A 23420-nucleotide genomic window follows, 5' to 3' on the forward strand; every position below is an offset into this window, starting at 1 on the left:
CTCCTTTATAGATTTTCTCTTTACTTACTCGACAGTGCATACCTTCTATGTCGAGTAGTGAACATTTTCAACAAAACTGTTCATGGTCAAAGAAAATTTATTTTGTTACCATTAATTTTATCGACACAATGTCGATAAATCAAGACGACAATGAAGGAGTTTACCAATGCAAAAGGAAATATCAGAAAGAAATAAAAAAATTATATTAATTGTGCTCATTTCCGGTTGTTTTTTATCAACATTAAATCAGACGCTATTAAATGTAGCGATGAGTAATTTAATGGAAGTATTTGATGTTACAGCTGCAACCGTGCAATGGCTATCAACAGGCTTTATGCTCATAAATGGCGTTCTAGTGCCAATTACTGCATTTTTAATGAAACGATTTACAACAAGGCAGCTGTTTATTAGCTCGATGCTCTCTTTGTTTATCGGGACTGTTCTTTGTGCATGTGCCATGAATTTTGGCATTTTGTTAACAGGAAGAATGATTCAAGCAGTTGGGGCAGGAATTATTATGCCACTAATGATGACAGTTATTTTATATTTATACCCTAGTGAAAAGCGTGGCAGTATTATGGGAACCATCGGTTTCGCCATAATTTTTGCGCCAGCCATCGCTCCAACATTATCTGGCTTTATTATTGAATATGTATCATGGAGATGGTTATTTATTGGATTCGCTCCATTTGTATTAATCGTTATTATTCTCGCGCTAAAATATTTAATGAATGTTGCTGAGACAACAAAAGCAAAATTAGATATCGTAAGTGTCATTTTATCAACGATTGGCTTTGGTTGTATTATATTCGGATTTAGTAGTGCAGGAAGTAAAGGATGGGATCATCCAGTTGTTATTACTACAATTATCATCGGAATAATTGTTACAACTCTATTCTGTTTACGTCAAATAAAGTCTAGCGATCCACTATTAAATTTATCCGTATTTAAGTATAAAATTTTCACTCTTACATCAGTCATTAACATACTCATTACGATGATTATGTATGCTGATTTAATTCTTTTACCGATTTACTTGCAAAACGGACGAGGTTTTACTGCTTTTGAATCAGGTTTACTTCTATTACCTGGAGCTGTAATTAATGCATTCTTATCACCTATCACGGGTAAAATGTTTGATAAATATGGGGCAAAACCACTCTTTATTATAGGTTTAATATGTATCATTATATCGATGTGGGGTGTAATTGATTTGACCGAATCCACCACTTATATGTATTTAATGGTTCGTACCATTATTCTACGCATTGGACTAAGTTTCATTTCGATGCCTTTAAATACAGCAGGTTTAAACGCTTTACCAAGAGAACTGGGTTCACATGGTTCCGCAGTGAATAATACCGTACGTCAATTAGCAGGTGCTATAGGAACAGCAGTCATTATTACTGTGTATACAATTCAATCCACTTCACATACTTCACAGTTATCTAGTGAGAACGGAAGCATATCAGCTATGCAAGTAACGAAATTAGCTTCTATCTTCAGCTCAAGTGATGCGTACGTATTTATGTTAGTCTTATCCTTTGTCGCTTTGATTATTGCATGTTTTATGCCTAAAAAAGTAGCACTCCAAAAATCCGAAAGTAAATCTTAAAACAAAAAATCCTACTCGTTTTCTATACGAGTAGGATTTTTTATTATTTATTTCGTTTCCCCGTCTTTAGTCGTCTTCACCTTCGTTTTATCTTTATCACGATTGTTATAGTTATATTTAGAAGGTTCTACCGGTGTAAATCCTTCTGGTGTGTAGAATCGTAATAAGTCACCGTTAACAACTTGGTCGGAGTATTTTAGTGATTTTTGAACCATTTGCTCATTTTGTTTTATTTCATCTGTAAATTCTACAGGTTTCCCAGTCGCTGTATCATAGTATTTGCCGTTAAGTGCAGTAACTGTTGGGCTTACGTAGTTACCGTTACGGAACGGAACGACTTGTTTATGCTCTGGTGATAATAAATCTGATCCGAATTGGACATAATTTTTCGTATCTGTACCTAGTAAGTGTAATAACGTTGGAAGAACGTCAATTTCTCCGCCGTATTGATGTTGTACGCCGCCTTCCATTCCTGGTACGCGAATGATTAATGGTACACGTTGTAATTGAGCATTTTCAAATGCGTTCATTTCTTTACCCATTATTTGAGACATTGCTGCACTATGATTATCTGAAATACCGTAATGATCACCGTACATAACGATAATTGAGTTATCGTATAAACCAGATTGTTTCAAGTAATCAATGAATCCTTTTACAGATTCATCTAAATAGCGTGCTGTTTGGAAGTACGTATCTACTGATGAATCACCTGTTTTAGCTGGTTCAATCGTTGCTTCCGCTTTATCAATCGGATAAGGGAAATGGTTCGATAACGTAATGAACTTCGTATAGAACGGTTGTTTCAACGTTTGTAATAACGGAATTGATTCATTAAAGAACGGTTTATCTTTTAAGCCATAGTTTACTACATCTTTTTCATTCATATCGTAGTATGACGCATCAAAGAATTTATTAAAACCAAATGATTTATAAATTTCATCACGGTTCCAGAACGTTTTGTAGTTACCGTGGAACACTGCTGATGTGTATCCTTGTTGACCTAAAATAGCTGGTGCTGATTGATACGTGTTATGAGCTTTATTTGTAAAAACAGATCCTTGTGGTAATCCAAACATTGAGTTCTCTAACATGAACTCCGCATCAGATGTTTTACCCTGTCCTGTTTGATGGAAGAAGTTATCAAAGTATAACGTATTCGCATCTTTTGTAAATGAGTTTAAGAATGGTGTAACCTCTTGACCATTTAGTTTATAGTTTAGTAAAAAGTTTTGGAATGACTCTAAATGAATATAAATTACGTTCATTCCTTTTCCTTTACCGAAATACTCAGGATTTGGACTTGCATAAGTTGATGTAAGATAGTTTCTAACTTCTGTCATATTATCTCCATCCGCTAATGCTCGTTCTGTTGATGCTTTCGCACTTTGAATACCATCATAAATCGTAAAGTTGTACGCCCCTAAATATTTCACGATATAATTGCGGTCAAATGTTCTAGTTAATAACTCAGGACGGTCAGATTCTGCCAAACCTAAGTTAACGCTAAATAATAAAATACCTGCTACAAATACTAGAGATAATTTATGCTTCGCAACACGGATTGGTTTAGGATTTACAAATTTCGTTGCGACTAAAACAATTAAAATGATTGTATCTAAGAAATATAGTGGATCATATAAGTGTAGCAATGCAAAAATACTACCACCTAAATCTCCAAAGTTATTCGATTGTGTTAATGTCGGGAACGTAATAAAGTCACTGAAAAAGCGATAATATACTACGTTTGCGTATAAAAGTATAGACATTAGCAAATTAATAATAATTAACCAAATGTAAGCTCGTTTCCCTTTTGCGAATAATGCGAGCCCTAAAAATAGAACTGCTGAGCTTAACGGGTTGAAAAACAGTAAGAACTTTTGGATTGTGTTCGATATCCCTAAATTAAATTCTGTCACATATGCAGCATATGTTTTTAACCAAAGTAAAATAACAGCAAATACGAAAAATCCAAAATGATTACTTAATACTCGTTTACTCTTCAATAAAAATTGTTGCATCTCTCCACCTCTTTTGATCATCCAAGGCTTATTTTATATAAGTCTGTCTCTCTATTCAATTTCTCTTCTTCAAATAGATTTTATTTGTTTAACTATATGAAGAATATTAGTAATTATAATTTGTAGCTTTTATTTATTCAACTATTTCTTTTTAAACATTTTGACCTTGGTTTCTATTTAACAAAATACATTTGTAACATTTCCTGTTTTCTCCCAGGGGCTCATCCACTAATTATGACTCCACAAACTATAATCCTTTATTTCCTCATTTGCAAACTAACCTATCTCCAATTTTGGTACATTCATGTAAACTACCCAATTTCATAAAATAAAAAGTGTAGTTTGGGCAATTTGCTCAAACTACACTTTTTCGACTACTGTTTATCATCCTTTGTAGCTATTCCCTCTTCTTTTAACCAATTCTTTCAGTCCCATGAATATTACATTCCAATCATGCTCAGAGCCATCCTTCAGGAGTATTTCCCGTTACTTTATCCGTCCCTTCCAATGTAAAAAACCATTTCTTCATCATTTCAGGGTTTATCCACGCTTCAAAAATTTCTTACCATCGCTAATGTTATTTTTGAATAATTATCCATTTTAATCCTCCCCCCACTTTATATTAAAACGAATATTTGTTTACTAAAAAAAACCCCCGCTCTCATAATAGAAAGCGAGGGTTTTAATCAATTATTATTGACCTTTGTACATTGCATCAACTTGTTTTTGAAGTTCTTGACTTTCTAAGAACTCATCATACGTTGCTACCTTATCAACTACACCGTTTGGCGTTACTTCGATAATACGGTTTGCAATTGTTTGTACGAACTGATGGTCATGAGAAGTGAATAGTAATGTTCCTTTAAATGTGATTAAACCGTTGTTTAATGCTGTAATAGACTCAAGGTCTAAATGGTTCGTCGGATCATCAAGTGTTAATACGTTTGCACCGCTTAACATCATTTTAGATAACATACAACGAACTTTTTCTCCTCCAGATAAAACAGAAACATTTTTCTTTACTTCTTCACCAGAGAATAGCATACGGCCTAAGAAACCACGTAAGAAACTTTCTGACTCATCTTGTGGAGAGAACTGACGTAACCAATCAATTAAAGTGTAATCACTGTTCTCGAAGTACTCAGAGTTATCTCTTGGGAAATGAGCTTGAGATGTTGTTACACCCCATTTGAATGAACCGCTATCTGGCTCCATTTCACCCATAAGAATTTTAAATAATGTTGTCATCGCAATATCGTTACGTCCGATAAATGCAACTTTATCACCTTTATTTAAAGTGAAGTTCACATTATCTAATATTTTTTCGCCATCAATCGTTTTCGAAATACCTTCAACTGTTAATAGGTCATTTCCTACTTCACGTTCTGGTGTGAAACCAACGAACGGATAACGACGTGATGATGGTCTAATATCATCTAATGTAATTTTATCTAACAATTTTTTACGAGAAGTTGCCTGTTTCGCTTTAGATGCATTTGAGCTAAAGCGTGCAATAAAGTTTTGTAACTCTTTTACTTTTTCTTCTTTTTTCTTGTTAGAATCTTGCGTTAGTTTTAATGCTAATTGGCTTGATTCGTACCAGAAGTCATAGTTACCAACGTATAATTGAATTTTACCGAAATCAAGGTCAGCCATGTGCGTACATACTTTATTTAAGAAGTGACGGTCATGGGATACAACGATAACTGTATTTTCAAAGTTCATTAAGAAGTTTTCTAACCATTGAATCGCTTTTAAGTCCAAATGGTTGGTAGGCTCATCTAGTAATAGAATGTCAGGTTGACCGAATAAAGCTTGAGCAAGTAATACTTTTACTTTCTCTGCCCCTGTTAATTCAGACATCTTTTTATCATGAATATCTTCACCAATACCTAATCCTTTTAGAAGGATTGCAGCTTCTGACTCAGCTTCCCAACCGTTTAGCTCAGCGAACTCACCTTCAAGTTCTGCAGCACGCATGCCATCTTCATCACTAAAGTCTTCTTTCATGTAAATTGCATTTTTCTCTTGCATTACTTTATAAAGACGTGTGTGACCCATCATTACTGTTTCTAGTGCAGGGAACTCTTCATATTCGAAGTGATTCTGTTTTAATACTGCTAGACGCTCACCTGGCGTAATATGTATGTCACCTGTTGATTGGTCAATTTCTCCAGATAAAATCTTTAGAAATGTTGATTTACCAGCACCGTTTGCTCCAATTAAACCGTAGCAATTACCTGGCGTGAATTTTATGTTAACATCTTCAAATAATTTGCGATCCGCGAAACGCAAACTAACGTTACTTACTGTAATCATTTGTGTCCTCCTACTAATACCGCTTATTTCAGCGTTTTCTCACCGATTGTCTTAAAAAATCGCATATTACGACTCAATTATTGTAGACTATAGCTATTATATAGTAGAAGCTGGATGAATAGCAACGGTTGATTAGCTTTCTACAACGAAATCGAATAGTTTTTATCCATTCCCCTAGCTATTTTTTGTATATCATCGACCTCTTTCTAATATCCCTATTCGCTTCTCATTCTGTAATACATTGAATCATTTTTTCATTTCATATTTTATATACAAAAAAACCTGTAGAGAAAACATTCCCTACAGGTTTTTCTTATTTCGTATTCATTATTTTCTCTTTATAACTCTTCAATTTACTCGTCAATCCTATTAAAGCAGGTAACAATATCGGCATTACAATTAAAGCTAATAGTAAAAGAGCAACGCCAACAACGGATGCTACTTGTATAAGTGTCAATACTCCTGAAGGAATTAACGCTGCAAATGTCCCTCCTAAAATAAGTGCCGCTGATAATACGACTCCTCCTATGTGACGAGATGCATTTACAATTTTCGTTACTGAATCCCCTTCTAGCTCATTGTATCGCATCATAACGAAGATGCTATAATCCACTCCTAAAGCGACAATCATAATGAAGCTAAAGAATGGAACATTCCAGCTTAATGACCCTACGTTTAATACATGTGCACTAATTTGTTCACTTATACCAAGTGATGCAAAGTACGCTAAAATTAACGACCCAATAATAAAGATTGAGTTTAAGAATGAGCGTGTAATCACGATTAATACAAGCGAAATCCCTAATAACATAATCGTAGCAGTACGTAGGAAATCTTGCCCGGTTACTTCTTTTAAATCAACGTTTCTAGCTGTTGTCCCGCCAATTGCTTTTTTCGCATCATTTAGTTCTGTTCCCTTTAACGTACCATCTATCGTTTTATTAATTTCTTGAATGATAGGCATCGCTTCTTTTGAATACGGGTTTACGTCTAAAATAATTGTCATTTTAGCAATCTTTCTATTATGTGACATGTACGTATTCAATGCTTTTTGGAAATCTTCTCCTTCTAAAACTTCTTTCGGAATATAAAATTTCTCAGAGCTTTTCGACTCATTTAACTCTCCTAAATATTTTTGAGCGTCACCTAGACCGTTACTTACTTTTCCTAACCCCTCTGTACTTTTAGATAAACCTGATTGCAATTGCCCCATCTTTTCTTGTAAATCTTTCAGTCCAGTTAATAACTGTCCTTGCCCATCGTTTATTTTCGTTAATCCAGATTGTAAGTCAGCCGATTTGTTCGAAATTTGTTTTGAACCTGTAGCTCCTTCGTTCAATCCATTTTTCAGTTCAGCAGCTCCTTTTTGTAGTTGCATTACTCCATTGTTCATTTCCTTTAAACCATTATCTACTTTTAATAATGATTGATTTGCTTCTTTAAATGAACTCATCGCTGCTTTGTGCTGCGTCGCTAATTGATTTAATTCATTTGAAAGAACACTCAATTGCTTCTGAGCTTCTTTTGCAATTCCTAATGTTTGCTGCACATTAGGATCATTTGCTAATTCTGGTTTTGTTTGAATGAAATTGTTCATTAACGTTTCAATTTGTTCATATCCTTTTTTCGCACCATCAATCGCTTGAGAAATACTTCCGAAATATTGATCGTACGAACTTAAACCTTTTTCTAACTGAGCATAACCAGCATGAAGCTGCGAAGTTGCATTTGACAGGGCATTGATATTTCCGTTTAATGATGCTAGCCCATCCTCTATTTGCTTCGCTCCTTGTGCTCCATTGTTTATTCCATTCGATAATTGATTTAAAGCTGTCCCTAATGCTGATACGCCATTTTTCGCTTCATTTGTTCCATCAATTAACTTTTGAACATTTGCAAGACTATTTGAGTCATTACTACCCATTTTATCTTTCGCATCAGTTAATCCTTCATTAATTTCTTTTATGCCACCATTTGCATCTCCTAAGCCTGTATTCAATTCTCCGGCTTGTTTATTTATATATAATTCTTTAATCTTATCTCCAGTTGGACGCGTCGGTGAATATACTTCTGAGACTCCTTTAACTTTCGAGATTTTATCAGTAAGTTCATCTAAAGTTTGTAAAGAATTCGCCTCATCTAACTTTTTATCCGATTGAATGACTAACGTACTTGGTGAAGAAAAACCAGGCGGAAAATGCTCTTCTATTACGTTAATCCCCATTTTTGATTCATATTTATTATCCACTTCAAATAAATCATTGTAATTAAGCGTGTTAGAATATTTTAATACGAATGGAATCGATATCACGAATACGATAATTAAAGCGATAAATGGTCTTGCTACTGAATTTTTCGCAAAGAATCCCCATAAACGACTATCCTCATGTCCTTTAAATGTTTTAACTGGATAAAACATTCCTTTTCCTAAAAGCACCATGAAAAATGGATTTAAAGTGGTTAATACGAGTAGTAGTACTGCGACACCAATTGCTACCGCTGAAGTAGATTGATATAATTTAAAACTTGCTAAAGCAAGAGATGCAAAGCCAATTAGTACTGCTATCCCGCTATATAAAACGGTTTTACCTGCCGATTTAAACGTTTCTTTCGTAGCTAAATATGCATTTTCTTGTTTACTTAATTCTTCTTTAAATCTCGTATATAATAAAATGTTATAGTCTGTTCCTACTCCAAACAGGACGACAACTACAAACACTTGCGTAAAGTTTGAAAACGGAAAATTAAATTGATCAACAAGATGGGCAATAATCCCCATTGAAATTAAATACGAAACACCAACTGTAAGAAGAGAAATAATCGGAACAACTGGTGAACGGAATACAATGATTAATACTACAAGAATGAAAATGATCGAAATAACTTCTGTCTTTTTCACGCCCTCTTGAGAGGATGTAAGAAAATCACCCGCTATTAAATCACTTCCTGTTAAGTACGTTTTAACTCCTTTCGGTTTAATTTTATTATGAAGTACATTTGCAACTTTTGATATTTCACCATGCTTTTTATCTACCGATATTTGCGTTAAAATAGTCGTATTGTCTTTAGAAATTAACTGTTTTTCCAAGTCTTTATTATCTAAATGTGAAACAACTTCCTTAATTCCTAATTGCTCTTTTTCACTTTGTAACGCATTGATTGTTTTTGTTATTTCCTCTTTTTGCTCAGTAGTTAAAGCTGCTTTATTACCACTATTAAAAACGGCTATAATTTCGTACTTTTCAACACCTTCTTTATCCATCTCTTTTATCATCTTGTCAGCAATACTACTTTGTTCTGTATTAGGAATCGTAATTTGCCCTTTTTCTTTCACTAACTTATCCATATTAGGCATCGTTACGACCATTGTAATAGTAATAACTACCCATAATAGAAAAGATAAACTTCTCCAACTTTTTAATTTGCTCATATGAATCATCTCCTACTTTTAGAATTTCATGTTGCATTCGGAATGAACGTTCATTCCTATTATTCTATTAAATTATTTTTAAATCTATTTACCTACCTCTAAAGGAATGAATATTCATTCCTTTAGTTGTACGGATATATCATCTCCTGTTCTCATTTTATATATCTATTTAGGAATGAATGTTCATTCCTATCCTTATAGAGCTATAGAATCAAATGATTCTAATAGCATTCCAAGAGCTTTCTTCCAATTCTTTTACTAATTCTTTTGAGTATTCTAATTGCCCTGTTGCCATTACTTTAGTTAATTTTTCTAGCGGTTGATATACAATAATAATTAAAGCAACTGGAGGCAATGGACGGAGCAAACCTTTTGCGATTCCATCTTCTATAATATTCATAAAGAAGCCTATAAAATCGTCAAATATTTTGTTACTCTGTTCATCAAGAAAATAACTATCACAGTGAGAATTTGTAAAAAGAAAAGCATCCACATTGTTTCTCGCAAATTCAAATAAACGGTTATAAATATGACTAAACTGTTCACGAATATTTGCTTCAACAGGAAAATCAGTTTTTAGTATTTCAGATAATTGCAACATGCTCTTTGAAAATAGTGAGTTAACGAGTGCCTCTTTATTTTCAAAATAGCGATAAATAGTACCAGCGCCAACATTTGCTTTTTCAGCAATCATCGGAATTGTCGTACCATCGTAACCACGCTCTGCGAAAAGTTTTATAGCAGCATCAAAAATATCCTCTTGTTTATTTTTAGCCATTTTGCTCACCTCAATTTTCAGGAATGAAAATTCATTCCGTTTTTAATTATAAATTACACGGATTAAAAGTCAAGTGCGTGACAAAGTAATACAGAATTTTTATAGCCCATGCTTGTGAATGAAATTACATCCGCGATTTTTAAGATATATCGACTTACCGACAAAAACTGACAACATAAGAGGAAGCCATCCAAAAATTTTATTTTGGACAGCTCGATTTCATATATGTGAATTAAAAGAAATCATAAATAAATGCTTCTCGTACCGGTACTAAATTCTCAAATACTCGTATTTCCTCTTCGCTTCCGCTAATTAATTCAAGTTCTTTTAGCTCTAACGGACGTTTGTAGCCAAACATTATTGTAGATAACGCATTGATATCTAGTCTAATTCCTTTATGCAATGTCTCTTCGTTTATAATTGTTACTTCATGATTTGCAAGTTTCACAGTTACGTTATTCCAAGGTGCAAATGAATCTGTAATTTGTAAGATCACTTCTTGCTGCGCACTGTTCCAATTAAACTCATATTGATTTAAGAACTGCTCCACATCTACAATTCTACCCATAAAATATGGTTTCAGTTCTGCCTTCACTCGCGGTTCTTGCAATGTATATAACAATGGTTCTTTTTCACTTAGTATCATTTCTAGATCTTTAATCATAGAATCATGTTGGCAGATGAAGTTCCAAAGACCAATTCTTGCTTCATTATGTAATGGGACAAATTCTTCTACTTTCATTTTAGAATTCTCTATTTTGTATAAAATGTAACCAGCTACCGTTTTATTTTCATCATAGTAAACTGCCAATGTTAAATCATGATACACCGCTTGTAACCACCATTTACGTCCGCGAACTAACATACCAGAAAATCGTTCTGCAAATGTTTCATATAGATTCTCTACTTCTTCTGGATGATTATCTTTACTAAAACGTTTCACTGTACCATTCACTTGTTTTTTAATTATTAAATCGCTCTTTGTCATCTGACATACGATTCGATTCGCACAAAGTTCCCAGCCGTATTTACGATAAAATGAAACGGCAAATGGATGTAACATCGATACACTATATCCATCTCTTTTCATAGTTTGCAGTGAATGCTGAAGTAACTCTTTTACATATCCACTTCTTCTATGTTCCGGATACGTCGCTACCCCCGCAACGCCGCCCATTTTAAACTTTTCTTTTCCTATGTAAATATGAAAAGGAATTAAGTGCAACTTTGCAGCTAACTCTTCTCCTTCCATAATACCGTATATTTGATGGCTTTCCTTCATTCTTGCAATTTTCTGCTCTATCCATTCTTCATTTGCTTTATATTGAAAAGCATATTCTGATAAACGTAATGCTTCTCTAAACTTATCTTCTTTTAATTGTATAACGTTCATATATTTCTCCTCCATCCTTCGTTCGAATTATACCACAATTCAAACTATTATAGTTCGGTAAGTGAAATTACGAGGATGTTTCAACAAAAGATATCGATTTAGAAACAATCTAACATAAAAAAGCAGATACATTACGCATCTGCTTCTCATCAATTTATTTAGCTAACGTTTGAAGCTCTTCAAAAAATGTAGGATATGATACGCCTACTGCTTCTGCATCTTCAATCGTTGTTTCTCCTTCAGCAATACAGCCGGCGATCGCCAGCATCATGCCAATGCGATGATCTCCGTGACTATGTACTGCACTACCTTTTAAAGTTGATTTGCCGTAAATAATCATTCCGTCATCAGTTGCTTCAATGCGGGCTCCGAGTTTCGTTAGTTCAGCAACGACTGTATCGATACGATTCGTTTCTTTCACTTTTAGCTCGTGTGCATCTTTAATGACTGTAATTCCATCTGCTTGTGTTGCCGCTAAAGCGATAATTGGGATTTCATCAATCAGTCGTGGAATGATATCTCCACCGATTTCGATTCCTTTCAGCGGCGATGTTTCAATTGTAATATTTGCAGCAGGTTCTGATGCTCCTTCGTTAATCTGCTCTACAGTAAACGTAGCGCCCATTTTCTCAAGAACATCAATAATACCTGTACGAGTCGGATTCATTCCCACATTTTGTAATAGTAGTTTACTATTTGGAATAATTGCACCTGCTACTAAGAAAAATGCCGCTGATGATACATCACCTGGCACTTGAACATCTGTTGCGGTTAACTTCTGTCCTCCTGCTAGTTTCACTGTTTTCCCCACGCGAGTTACTGTAACGCCAAACGCCTCAAGCATTCTTTCTGTATGATCGCGGGAAATATGAGGTTCTGTAACAGCTGTTACACCTTCTGCGCGAAGGCCTGCAAGTAAAATAGCTGATTTCACTTGCGCACTTGCTACCGGTGAAGTATATTCAATCGCCTTTAAATTCCCGCCTCGTATTGTGAGCGGCGTAAACGTTCCTTCTTTTCGGCCATCAATTTTTGCACCCATTTGCTTTAGTGGATTTGTTACACGTTGCATCGGTCTCTTCGCAATTGAAGCATCACCTTGCACGCAAGAAAAGAATGGTGTGTTTGCAAGTATTCCTGACATTAATCGAATCGTTGTACCAGAATTACCAACATCTAATACAGCTTTTGGCTCTTGTAAACCTTCTAATCCTGTTCCAATTACCGTAACTTCGTCTCTATTTTGTGTAATCTCTACTCCCATTTCTTTAAAACAAGAAATAGTACTTAAACAATCCGCACCAGGAAGAAATCCTTTAATTGTTGTTTTACCTTCCGCGATTGCGCCAAACATGACAGCGCGATGGGAAATTGATTTATCTCCAGGGATTGTAATTTTGCCATTCAATCCGTTATTTACAGTTTGTACTGTTTTTTCTTTCACGTTGTCACCCTCCTCATTAAATTGTTTCATACGTTTGGTATTCTTCTTTTCCGAGCGCAATTTTTGCCTGCGTTCGATCCTCTTCTCTTTGGAAACTAATTCGTAAAACTCCGAGCAATCCTTCTCGCGCTTCTAATATTTGCAAGTTCGTAATACTAATTTCTTCTTCTGCTAGAATGCTTGTGATATGGGCTAATGCCCCTACTTTATCTAAAACGTCGACGTATAAGTCGTGATAGGCAGGAATCGCCCCTCTTTTTCGAACTGGTAAAGAGTCACGATATTCTTTCGCATCTGCAAAATAACTTTGTATTTCTCCTGCATCTCCTTTAGAAACCGTCTTATATAGCTCTTCCATTTCTAAAATCCATTCTTCTAATAGTTCCAATAAATGCCCTCGATTTTGCTTTACGATATCACTCCACATTTTCGGACTACTTGATGCAATACGTGTTATATCTTTAAATCCGCCTGCCGCTAGTTGATGAATAAGCGGATTATCACCAGCATGTTTCTCAACTTGTTTTACTAATCCTGCTGCAATTAAATGTGGGAAATGACTAACTATTCCTGTTATATAATCATGTTCTTTTGTATTTAATACAAGAAAATGAGAGCCTGTTCCTTTTAACCATTCTTTCAACTCTTCTACTCGCTCATCTAATACATGATTCATCGGTGTTAAAATGTAAAATGCATTTTCAAATAAATGCGCCTTCGCACTTTCAACTCCTGTTTTGTGAGAACCTGCCATCGGATGTCCGCCGATAAATGAAACTTGCTTTGTTAATAAAGCTTCTGCTTCATTCATGATTGTCCCTTTCGTACTTCCTACATCGGTAACAATGACATCTTCTCGTAAATGAAATGATGCAAGTTTGTGTAACAACTTTTTCGTTTCTTCAACTGGAGAGGCAAATACAATTAAATTTGCCTCCTCACATGCACGCTGTAAATCTACTGCTACTTCATCAACTACATGTAATTCTTTTGCGCGCTCTACTTGCTCTTTAAATATGTCATAACCGATAATCGTTACATCGTGCTCTTTTTTAATCGCTAATGCAAGAGAGCCTCCTATTAATCCAGTACCGATTAATACTACCTTTTTACACATTTGCCTCATCTCGAGACTTACCTTTTTTATTTTCAAAGTGTTGTTTTAACACTGAAATCACTCCTTCATTTTGTTCCCTAGTTCCGATTGTAATACGAACACCATTTGGGAACGGACGAATAATAAACCCTGCATGCGCACAAGCTTCATAAATTTCCCCAGCATCATCTACCGGCAAGAAGATAAAGTTCGTTTGCGACGGATAAAATGGAATTTCATTTTCTGTACAAAAACTCTCGTATTGTTGTAATCCTTCTGTATTAACACGAACTATTTCTTCAATAAACGCTTCATCGTTAAAAGCAATCGTCGCTGCTTTTTGCGCTAATGAAGATACGTTAAATGGCAAACGTACGACATTTAATTTCTCGATTAACTCTTCCTGTCCAATCGCATAACCAACGCGGAAAGAAGCTAATCCGTACGCTTTAGAAAACGTTCTAAGTACAAGAATGTTGTTATGTTTTTCTAGAAGCGGTAATGTCTCAGGGAAATCTTTTGCTGTTACGTATTCATAGTACGCTTCATCAATGACAATTAACGTATTTTCACTAATGCTTTCAATGAATTGAGTCAATTTTCGCTCATTCACATATGTGCCTGTCGGGTTGTTCGGATTACAAATCCATACGATTTTTGTATGTTCATCAACTGCTGAAGAAATTTCATCTAGATCATATACACCGTTCTTTAAAGCAATTTCTTTCACTTCACAGCCTTCAATAATTGCATGATGACGGTACTGAGGGAATGTCGCGCCAGCAGTTACGATATTATCTCCTTTACAGAGCACTGCACGACTTATAATTTGAATGACTTCATCAAGTCCACTACCACAAAGCACTTGTTCCATTTGCACTTGTAATTTCTCTGCAATTGTTTGACGGAGTACTTCAGCACCTCCGTCAGGATATAAAGCATGTTCCTGCCACGATTTTTGTAATTCTCCTAAAACACGAGGTGAACAGCCAAATGGATTTTCATTTGATGCTAACTTAACAAATGAATGATTCCCGTATACTTCTTTCATTTGCTCTGGTGATTTACCTGGTTTATACGGTTGTAATGATGATAGTTGATCTTTTACTCGCATGTTAAATCCACCTTTTCATTAAAATTCTTTTGCGTATTTGTTATGTTGCGAAATATTTTGTTTTAGTAATTCCATGCGATCTTTTCCGAATTGCTCGACTAGTGCACCGGCAAGTTCCCATGCAACGACAGCTTCAGCTACAACACCTGCTGCTGGTACTGCACAGCTATCAGATCTCTCAATACTCGCTTGGAACGCTTCTTTCGTATCAATATCTACGCTTGCTAACGGTTTATATAATGTAGGAATTGGCTTCATTACGCCTCTTACGACAATTGGCATACCTGTTGTCATACCGCCTTCTAAACCGCCGGCATTATTCGTATTTCTCGTGTATCCTTTTTCTTCATCCCATAAAATTTCATCGTGCACTTTACTTCCCGGCTGTCTTGCCGCTTCAAAACCAATTCCGATCTCAGCACCTTTAAACGCATTCACGCTCATAATAGCACCGGCAAGTTTTGCATCTAATTTGCGGTCGTAATGAACGTAGCTACCAACTCCAATTGGCATTCCTTCTGCAATGACTTCGACAATACCGCCTATAGAATCTCCGCTACTTTTCGCATCATCAATCGCATTCATCATTTCTTGTTCTACTTCTTTATCTAAACATCGAACTGGTGAATTTTCAGTTATCGTTTGAATTTCTTCAATTGGTAAGTTTGAAATACGCTTCGCTTGTACCCCACCAATTTCAAGAACATGTCCTGCGATTTCCACACCTAGTTCTTTCAAAATTTGTTTCGCAACTGCACCAGCAGCAACACGAACTGTCGTTTCTCTTGCAGAAGAGCGCTCTAATACGTTTCTTATATCACGATGGCCGTATTTAATTGCCCCGTTTAAATCCGCATGTCCTGGACGTGGTTTCGTTATAGTACGTTTCATTTCTTTACTTTCTTGCTCCGAAATTGGTTCAGCACCCATTACTTTCGTCCAATGTTTGAAATCATCATTTTTTACGATTAACGTAATTGGTGAACCAAGTGTCATTCCGTGACGTACACCACTTGCAATTTCAACTGTATCTGTTTCAATTTGCATGCGTCTTCCGCGCCCATGCCCTTTTTGTCTTCTTAATAATTCTTTATTAATATGTTCCGCTGTTAATGTTAAACCTGCTGGTACACCTTCTAAAATAACTGTTAACTGCGGCCCATGTGATTCTCCAGCTGTAATGTATCTCATTTCTCTTGCCCCTTTACTATTTTTTTGTACAAAAAAGTCCCTACTGAGCGCTCAGTAGGGACGATGTTTATCGCGGTACCACCCTAGTTGTAGACTTCTTTCGTCTACCTCTCTTCTTCTTTAACGATCGTTTGACCGTCTTTCTCTCCAAAAGTTGGCGGGAAAGATGCTCCAAGGCTGTAATTCATGCTTACCTTTGTACTGATTCACACCGGCCATCAGCTCTCTTTAACAGTGAGATAAGCACTACTGTTTCCTCTTCAGTGCATTTATGATATGGAATTAAGATAATTTATTTTTGAAACCTTTTAACTCATCCATGAATCTATGGAATTCTGGAATATCCATTTGTTGCGCAGAATCTGATAACGCAACTGCTGGGTCTGGATGAACTTCAGCCATTACTGCATCTGCTCCAATTGCAAGTGCTGCTTTCGCTGTTGGTAATAGTAAATCTCTACGTCCAGTTGAATGTGTTACGTCAACGATAACTGGTAAATGTGTTTCTTTCTTTAAAATCGGTACTGCTGAAATATCTAATGTGTTACGTGTCGCTCTCTCGTATGTGCGAATACCGCGCTCACAAAGAATAATTTGGTCATTACCTTGTGCAATAATGTATTCCGCTGCATTAATGAACTCATCAATTGTTGCTGCTAATCCACGTTTTAATAATACTGGCTTATTAACTTTACCTACAGCTCGTAGTAAATCGAAGTTTTGCATGTTACGTGCTCCAACTTGAATTACATCAACGTATTCTAGCGCCATTTCTACGTCATTCGGATTTAAAATTTCACTAATAATCGCTAAGTCGAACTCATCTGCTACTTGTCGTAAAATTTGTAAACCTTCTACTCCTAAACCTTGGAAATCGTATGGAGACGTTCTCGGTTTGAAAGCACCGCCGCGCATTAATTTAAGTCCTTGATCTTTCATCGCTTGCCCTACTTGGCGAACTTGCTCTAAACTTTCTACCGCACAAGGTCCCATGATGAACGTTTGTGTTCCGTTTCCAATCAATTCACCTTTAACATTAACAATTGTATTTTCTTTTTTCTTTTTACGTGAAACTAGTAATGCTTTACGGTTATCATCTTCTTGTAATTCTAAGCTTGCTTTGAAAATCGTTTTGAAAATATGTTGAATCGTTGACGTTTCGAATGGTCCTTCGTTATGCTCTGCAAGCATATCAAGTACTTCACGCTCACGTACTGGATCAAAGCGTTTCGTACCTTGTACTTGTTTTTGCTCCCCAATCTTTTGAACGATTTCACCGCGTTTGTTTAATAGGTGTAATAGTTGTAAGTTAATTTCATCTACCTGTTTACGTAATTGATCTAATTCATGATTTGCCATTTGGAAATCCTCCTCTAATGTTTTAAAAGTATAGTAAGAGAATAAAAAATTCTCTATTTTCTGAACTGGTTAATTATACAAATTTAAAGTGGAATCGATACCTCTTCTTATTTTAAACTAATAATTACCATAAAGACACTAACTAACTACTAGTTAATAAGCCACTTTTTTGTACAAAAAAGCCCTACTGATTCAATCAGTAGGGACGATATTTATCGCGGTACCACCCTAGTTGTAGACTTATTTCGCCTACCTCTCTTCATTGTTAACGATCATCTGACCGTCTTTCCCTTCATAAAGACAATAACTATCTTTACTACGAAAAAGATGCTCCAGGACTGTAATTCGCTCTTGTTTTTGTACTGGTTCACACCAACCACCAGCTCTCTGTTACAGGGAAACAACAACTACTGCTTTTCCTTTCAATGCATGACTATTTTATTTTCAAGTTGGACCACTAAAATACAAAAAGTCCCTACTGAATAAATCAGTAGGGACGATATTTATCGCGGTACCACCCTAGTTGTAGACTATATTTCTGTCTACCTCTCTTCACTGTTAACGATCATTTGACCGCTTTTCCTTCATAAAGACAATAGTATCTTTACTACGAAAAAGATGCTCCAAGACTGTAATTCATGATTATCCCTGTACTGGTTCACACCAACCACCAGCTCTCTGTTACAGTAAGACTAACCACTACTGTGATCTCTTCATTGCACTTTGTTTATTCAAATGTTTTTGAAATTGAATAAGTATGATTCGTATTATAGAACGCTTTTCAAAACACTGTCAATAACTTTTTATATATTTTTTTAAAATTCCACTTCCGCCCTATGATTCCTCTTGTAAATTCTCCGTTACGATTCCGATGCGAATTATTTCATTTTCTATTAAATTTAATACATGTCTTTCTACTTCATACCTGGTTAATAGTTCTTTTACTTGTATGATCTCACTTTCAAGTAAATCGGCTTCTTGACACGTCTGCAGTAAAGTGAAAAACACATTTGCATACAATTCTTTATACGCTTTCATACGCTCTTTCTTTTCAAGTATCTCTATAAACAACTGTTTCATTTCTTCTTGATTAGATTGTCCTTCCACACCTTGAAATTTACTAGAAATAATATTTAATCCTTTTTCTAAAACCTCATCCATGCATAAAACAATACGTAAAAGCATCATATATTCTCTCGTTGTTATTACGCCCATTTTCGGACGTTCTCTTAAAAACACACTAAGCCACGCTGTCCAAAATTTTTGTTGTTCCTTACCACTTAACGTTTTTACGTAGTAGCATAAATACTGCATAAATTTAATTTTATTCTCTTCGTTTTCTTGCATCAAAAGTGGATATAACCAATCTGTTTTTTGCTCCCAATATAATACGCATTTAATAAATACAAAGCTAAGCCATTTTAAAAATGCTTCTCTCGTATATGGATGTAGTGCATCTAAATGTTCTACTGCATACTTAATATATCGTCTTATTTCTGTAAACAAAGGTAGATTAATTTGCGTATAACATAATCCCGCCCACGCATATTTCGTAAGCTCGCTTTCTTTCTTTAAATCTAAGTAAGGTAGTACATTTTTCCGACACCATTGCTTCTCAATATGGTATAAAAACGTAATATCTGCTGTTAAACGAGCTAACATAAAGTTCGTTCGTTCCGAAGTAACCCTTACCTGTTCTTCAAATAAAAATAAATATTCATATACATTGCGATCATATAAGTGATCGTACGCTAACAGTTTTAGCAATACAGCTGTCATCTTCCCAACAGGATGCTGTATAGACTCATTGTAAAACTCTTGTTTTCCAATTTTAAAATCTGTTTCCCCTCTCATAACATGTGGAAATACTGAAAAAGCAAAGCGCTTTACAACCCGTATACTGTTTTCTTCTAGCTCTTCTAATCGATTGCTAATTTCATATAGAAAACTACTAATTAGCCAATGAAAAGCAGTATTTCTAATAAATTTCTGCAATAACGGAATGATTTTTTGAATTTGTTCATTCGTCAAATTCCGGTTATTTCGCCACTCTCTTATACACACAAACCATACTTCATTACTAATTTCGTGCACGCCTACTAGTTGATAAGCAAACGAAATACTCCACTCTACATTCAATTTACACGCTTTTGATAACATCTCTAAAAAATGGCGTTGTTCAAAAACACCGTCTCTTGAAAATTGCCGAACTTGCTCCATTATTTCATCGTCTTTCAGCTGTAGTAATCCATCAGCTGTTACATTGCATGTAATACGTTGTTCATTTGCCTCTTTCTTTGGAACACTGTATAGATCTGAAGAAAAATGGGGGTGTTTCTGTTTCATTAGCTCGTATCCTTCCGCCGTACACTTACTATTCGAATCACACGTGAATAGTAAGTCTAATACAAGACAAGCATCAAACGCCCTCTCTTCTGCAAGATACTCTAATACATGTTGAATTACTTCTTCTTTCGTTTCCTCTAAAGCATCTGCGTAATAATTCTTTAAAAGTTGAAACACTTCATGTTTACATGTGAAATCTAACAGAACATCTACATGTAACAACCACTTCAGTTTGTCATCCGCTGTAACGAATACATTATTAATCATTGCTTCAATTGCAATTCGCTTATGAAGTACACTATCAGTTTCTATCATTTCTGTAATATAATGATTTGCTTTTTTCTCATTGTTTTCACATAAATATGTAAGACACTCTTTTACAATTTGAATTAAAAATGTAAAATCATTTTGCTGTAACTCCTGCTCTGAAATTTCTCTATCTCTTCTTTTCAGTGCATTTTGTCTTAATGATAATAGTTGTATCTTTTCTAACCCCGTAACCATAATCGGATTTGCGTAGTAAGCGATATGTGGTCTCATTTTCTCTTTCCAAATTCGCTCCACATGAGAAAAAATAGGCATCGGTATACGACTCGATTCCTCGAGTTCAATCGACTCTTGCGTATCATTTCCCCATCTTCTTACACGCTTCAATTTAAGTTTCCCATCTAAAATAAACGTTAATAGCAACAAGCCAATTTCTTTATGCTCAGGGAAAGAACATTTTTGCAATAAATATGTGATTATTTCAATAGAGCTACTATCTTTCTCTGCTGTTTCTAATAAAAGCAATGTCCATCTTGCAAACAACAAAGGGTCCATCGTTTCTTTCGTTTCGTTTAAGTAACTACAAATTGTTCGCCACCATAACGGGGATATTTTAGAATGATTTTTAAAAATCAATTGAAATAGTTCTTTTTGATGACTAAATAGAAATTGCTCCACTAACCATTCCGCAAGCAATTCATCTACTTCATCATAATTTGCTGTAAGCAGAAATAAATTTCTTAGTTTCCCTTCTGCTTCAAGCCATTCCACCCATTCATAATCACGAGCAAATTCAACGAAGTACCGAACGGTTTCAATTTTTTTTATTGACTGTTTTATATAGGATAATTGCTCCTGCTCTACTGATGGAGGAACGGTTACAATATCACGAATACGCATTCTTTTCGTAATATAATTATCCCCCATTAATTCCGCCCACCGCTTCACCGCTTTCACAAGCGCCTGATGATTATTTGCTTTATTCGGATACACAATCGGTCTTATCCCTAAATGCTCCCAATGATATGTATTATCACCTTGTGCGACGAAAGCATAACGCCTTGTACTCGGTGGTAAGCCTGTTGCTAAATATTTCATTACAGGATCATTATGACTATACCCAACGAATAAAACAGTGTAATTTGAGAATAGATCAACTAAAAATCGTCTCGCCCACCCTTCTGTTAGGTAAGCCCTTCCAAAATCACCATCCGTTAAAATTAAAGCTTCTTTCTCTTGTTCTACATTCCCATGTATGTAAGCCAACCCTTTAAACGCTCTCCCTGTCGGTAAAGCAGGTGCATAATAAATATTCAGCTCTCTATTCATTTCTGTAATTACAGACGTAAAATGTTGATCAAAGTTTGTCGTTACAATTCGAACATCCGTATCTAACGGAAACAGCCTTGGAATCGCATAGTGTAATGGATTTGGTTTTGATTTTTCTATATTAACGAGGTCTCTTGCAACTTGATGCACATCTTTCGTTTTCGCAATTTTACCGAGATAATAATCGTGGGGTTCTGTCATCTCACGCCTTTCGACATATAAAGCTTTCGAAATTTCATCAACTAAATCATCGAAATTCGGTAAGTTTGATTTCCCCTTCATAGAAACTCCTGCTCCAACGAATAATACTAACTTACCTTGTTCAAGGTGATCGATTAACTCATCTGGAATTTCTACTTCTGAAGTTATCCACATCCCGGATTCCCCCTTACCTAAAAATGTCATACGCTCTCATTTCACTATAACATTTTTTGATTATTTTTTTAATATTTAGATAAAATTTCAGCATGATAAAGTTTTATATAAATTAAACCGTTCCAATGTATGAACTCCTGTATTTATTGTAAAACTATGTATAAATGGGAGGTGTAAATATTGAATGATATTACTGTAATACTTATCAAATTTATATCATGCATCATCGCTTTTAGTATCGGACTAGCTCTATTTTTCCCAGCAACGCTCGTCCAAATCATTTCTTTTAGTCTCTTCGTCACAATCATTTCTTATATGTTTGTTGATAAAATTATTTTAAATCGAATTGGCAATTCCGCTGCCATTATGACGGATTTCTTACTTACGTACTTAAGTGTTTGGATTTTCGGTAATATTTTATTAGACAACTACATGCAAATTGCATGGGGCAGTATCCTTTCTGCCATCGTCTTTACATTATCAGAAGTAATCGTCCATCGCTTTTCTAATTCCCACACAAGGCACAGCAATGATAACATTCGAATTAATCGCCGGTTTGCATATGGTACCGAGTTTGCTGAAGAACAGAATGTGTTGGATAAAGATAAGAAGAAATAACGTTTTGGTGAAGGAGTACCCTTGTTGATAATGTGGTACTCCTTTTTGTTTTTTTGTGATATCAATACGGTGAATGAAATTATATCAACAATTCGACAAGAAATATCGATTTATCGACAAAGTTTGATAGCCTATCTTCAAATAAAAAAGCTGCCCCATTAAGAGACAGCAACTTCTGTAATTACGCTTTTACTTTTAAATCTTTTAACGTAATAACATCTGCAAATGATCCAAATACAACATTATGATGTTTTACAATATCTTCAGCGCGTAATACATCTGTGTCAAATGTGCTATGTGCATCACTTACTAATGTTACTTTATACCCTTCACTAAACGCTCTTCGCGTTGTCGTATCAACACAGTACTCTGTTTGCATTCCTGAAATAATAACATGCTCAATTCCTTTTTCTTGTAACAGTTCGTTTAGGTTTGTCTTATGGAATGAATCTGGCGTCGTCTTTTCAACGACAAGCTCCCCTTCTCGCGGAGCAATCGCCGCATGTACTTGCCAGCCAGCTGTACCTTTTTCTAACGGGTGATTTTTTGGCCCATTATGTTGTACATAAATAATCGGAATACTATTTGAACGACATTCCTCAATAAGATTTTGTAATGTTTCTAAAAACTTTTCCCCATTATGTACTGGCATTCCTGCTGTATACATACCCACTTGCACATCAATAACTATTAATGCTTTTTTCATTTCACACAGCTCCCTTTAT

Annotated in this window: 14 protein-coding genes, 1 pseudogene and 3 other annotated features; of the genes and pseudogenes, 2 read left to right on the forward strand and 13 right to left on the reverse strand. The window is 35.3% G+C overall.

The window, feature by feature from the left end; genetic code table 11:
• Nucleotides 1–166 precede the first annotated feature (166 nt).
• Nucleotides 167–1615 carry a DHA2 family efflux MFS transporter permease subunit gene (locus MKX37_RS14240; protein WP_078422382.1) on the forward strand — a complete coding sequence of 483 codons (1449 nt, stop codon included), beginning with the start codon at nt 167–169 and terminating at the stop codon, nt 1613–1615.
• A 47-nt stretch (nt 1616–1662) separates the two neighbouring features.
• On the opposite strand, the gene MKX37_RS14245 is transcribed toward MKX37_RS14240, so the two are convergent.
• The 12 genes and pseudogenes from MKX37_RS14245 to MKX37_RS14295 form a co-directional block, all read right to left on the reverse strand.
• Entirely contained in the window at nt 1663–3636 is a 1974-nt protein-coding gene (locus MKX37_RS14245; RefSeq protein ID WP_078422381.1) for an LTA synthase family protein, read from the reverse strand.
• 469 nt (nt 3637–4105) lie between these two features.
• Nucleotides 4106–4168, reverse strand: a pseudogene (locus MKX37_RS27450) (ATPase); the annotation flags it as partial.
• 161 nt (nt 4169–4329) lie between these two features.
• Entirely contained in the window at nt 4330–5955 is a 1626-nt protein-coding gene (locus MKX37_RS14250) for an ABC-F family ATP-binding cassette domain-containing protein (protein WP_002032778.1), read from the reverse strand.
• Between the two features lie 313 nt (nt 5956–6268).
• The gene (locus MKX37_RS14255) at nt 6269–9385 is read right to left on the reverse strand and encodes an MMPL family transporter (RefSeq protein WP_078422380.1); all 3117 of its coding nucleotides are present in this window, start codon (nt 9383–9385) and stop codon (nt 6269–6271) included.
• A 211-nt stretch (nt 9386–9596) separates the two neighbouring features.
• Nucleotides 9597–10163, reverse strand: a complete 567-nt coding sequence (locus MKX37_RS14260; RefSeq protein WP_002110452.1) for a TetR/AcrR family transcriptional regulator — start codon at nt 10161–10163, stop codon at nt 9597–9599.
• A 232-nt stretch (nt 10164–10395) separates the two neighbouring features.
• A complete protein-coding gene (locus MKX37_RS14265) occupies nt 10396–11556 on the reverse strand; it encodes a GNAT family N-acetyltransferase (protein WP_002200142.1) in 1161 nt (386 codons plus the stop codon).
• 154 nt (nt 11557–11710) lie between these two features.
• Nucleotides 11711–13000: a 3-phosphoshikimate 1-carboxyvinyltransferase gene (gene aroA, locus MKX37_RS14270; RefSeq protein WP_002168164.1), complete on the reverse strand. Its 1290-nt coding sequence runs from the start codon at nt 12998–13000 to the stop codon at nt 11711–11713.
• Between the two features lie 16 nt (nt 13001–13016).
• Nucleotides 13017–14117, reverse strand: a complete 1101-nt coding sequence (gene tyrA / locus MKX37_RS14275; RefSeq protein WP_002168163.1) for a prephenate dehydrogenase — start codon at nt 14115–14117, stop codon at nt 13017–13019.
• Nucleotides 14110–15210, reverse strand: coding sequence for a histidinol-phosphate transaminase (gene hisC, locus MKX37_RS14280; protein WP_002066031.1), 1101 nt, complete (start codon nt 15208–15210; stop codon nt 14110–14112). The genes tyrA and hisC overlap by 8 nt, the downstream gene beginning before the upstream one ends.
• Nucleotides 15211–15228: 18 nt before the next feature.
• A complete protein-coding gene (aroC, locus tag MKX37_RS14285; protein ID WP_002013434.1) occupies nt 15229–16401 on the reverse strand; it encodes a chorismate synthase in 1173 nt (390 codons plus the stop codon).
• Between the two features lie 53 nt (nt 16402–16454).
• Nucleotides 16455–16674 (reverse strand) — a binding site (T-box leader).
• 9 nt (nt 16675–16683) lie between these two features.
• A complete protein-coding gene (locus MKX37_RS14290; RefSeq protein ID WP_002013433.1) occupies nt 16684–17760 on the reverse strand; it encodes a bifunctional 3-deoxy-7-phosphoheptulonate synthase/chorismate mutase in 1077 nt (358 codons plus the stop codon).
• Between the two features lie 198 nt (nt 17761–17958).
• Nucleotides 17959–18195: a binding site (T-box leader), on the reverse strand.
• Between the two features lie 54 nt (nt 18196–18249).
• Nucleotides 18250–18486 (reverse strand) — a binding site (T-box leader).
• A gap of 108 nt (nt 18487–18594) precedes the next feature.
• Complete coding sequence (locus tag MKX37_RS14295) at nt 18595–22107, reverse strand: DUF4020 domain-containing protein (RefSeq protein ID WP_078422379.1); 3513 nt, start codon at nt 22105–22107, stop codon at nt 18595–18597.
• 150 nt (nt 22108–22257) lie between these two features.
• Here MKX37_RS14295 and MKX37_RS14300 point away from each other — a divergent pair, with 150 nt between their 5' ends.
• Entirely contained in the window at nt 22258–22695 is a 438-nt protein-coding gene (locus MKX37_RS14300) for a YndM family protein (protein ID WP_002127868.1), read from the forward strand.
• A gap of 181 nt (nt 22696–22876) precedes the next feature.
• Here MKX37_RS14300 and MKX37_RS14305 read toward each other — a convergent pair whose 3' ends face one another.
• Entirely contained in the window at nt 22877–23401 is a 525-nt protein-coding gene (locus MKX37_RS14305; RefSeq protein ID WP_016127161.1) for a cysteine hydrolase family protein, read from the reverse strand.
• Nucleotides 23402–23420: the final 19 nt, after the last annotated feature.

Origin of the sequence: Bacillus sp. FSL R5-0709 (assembly GCF_038004785.1) — a bacterium.
GTDB lineage: Bacteria > Bacillota > Bacilli > Bacillales > Bacillaceae_G > Bacillus_A > Bacillus_A mycoides.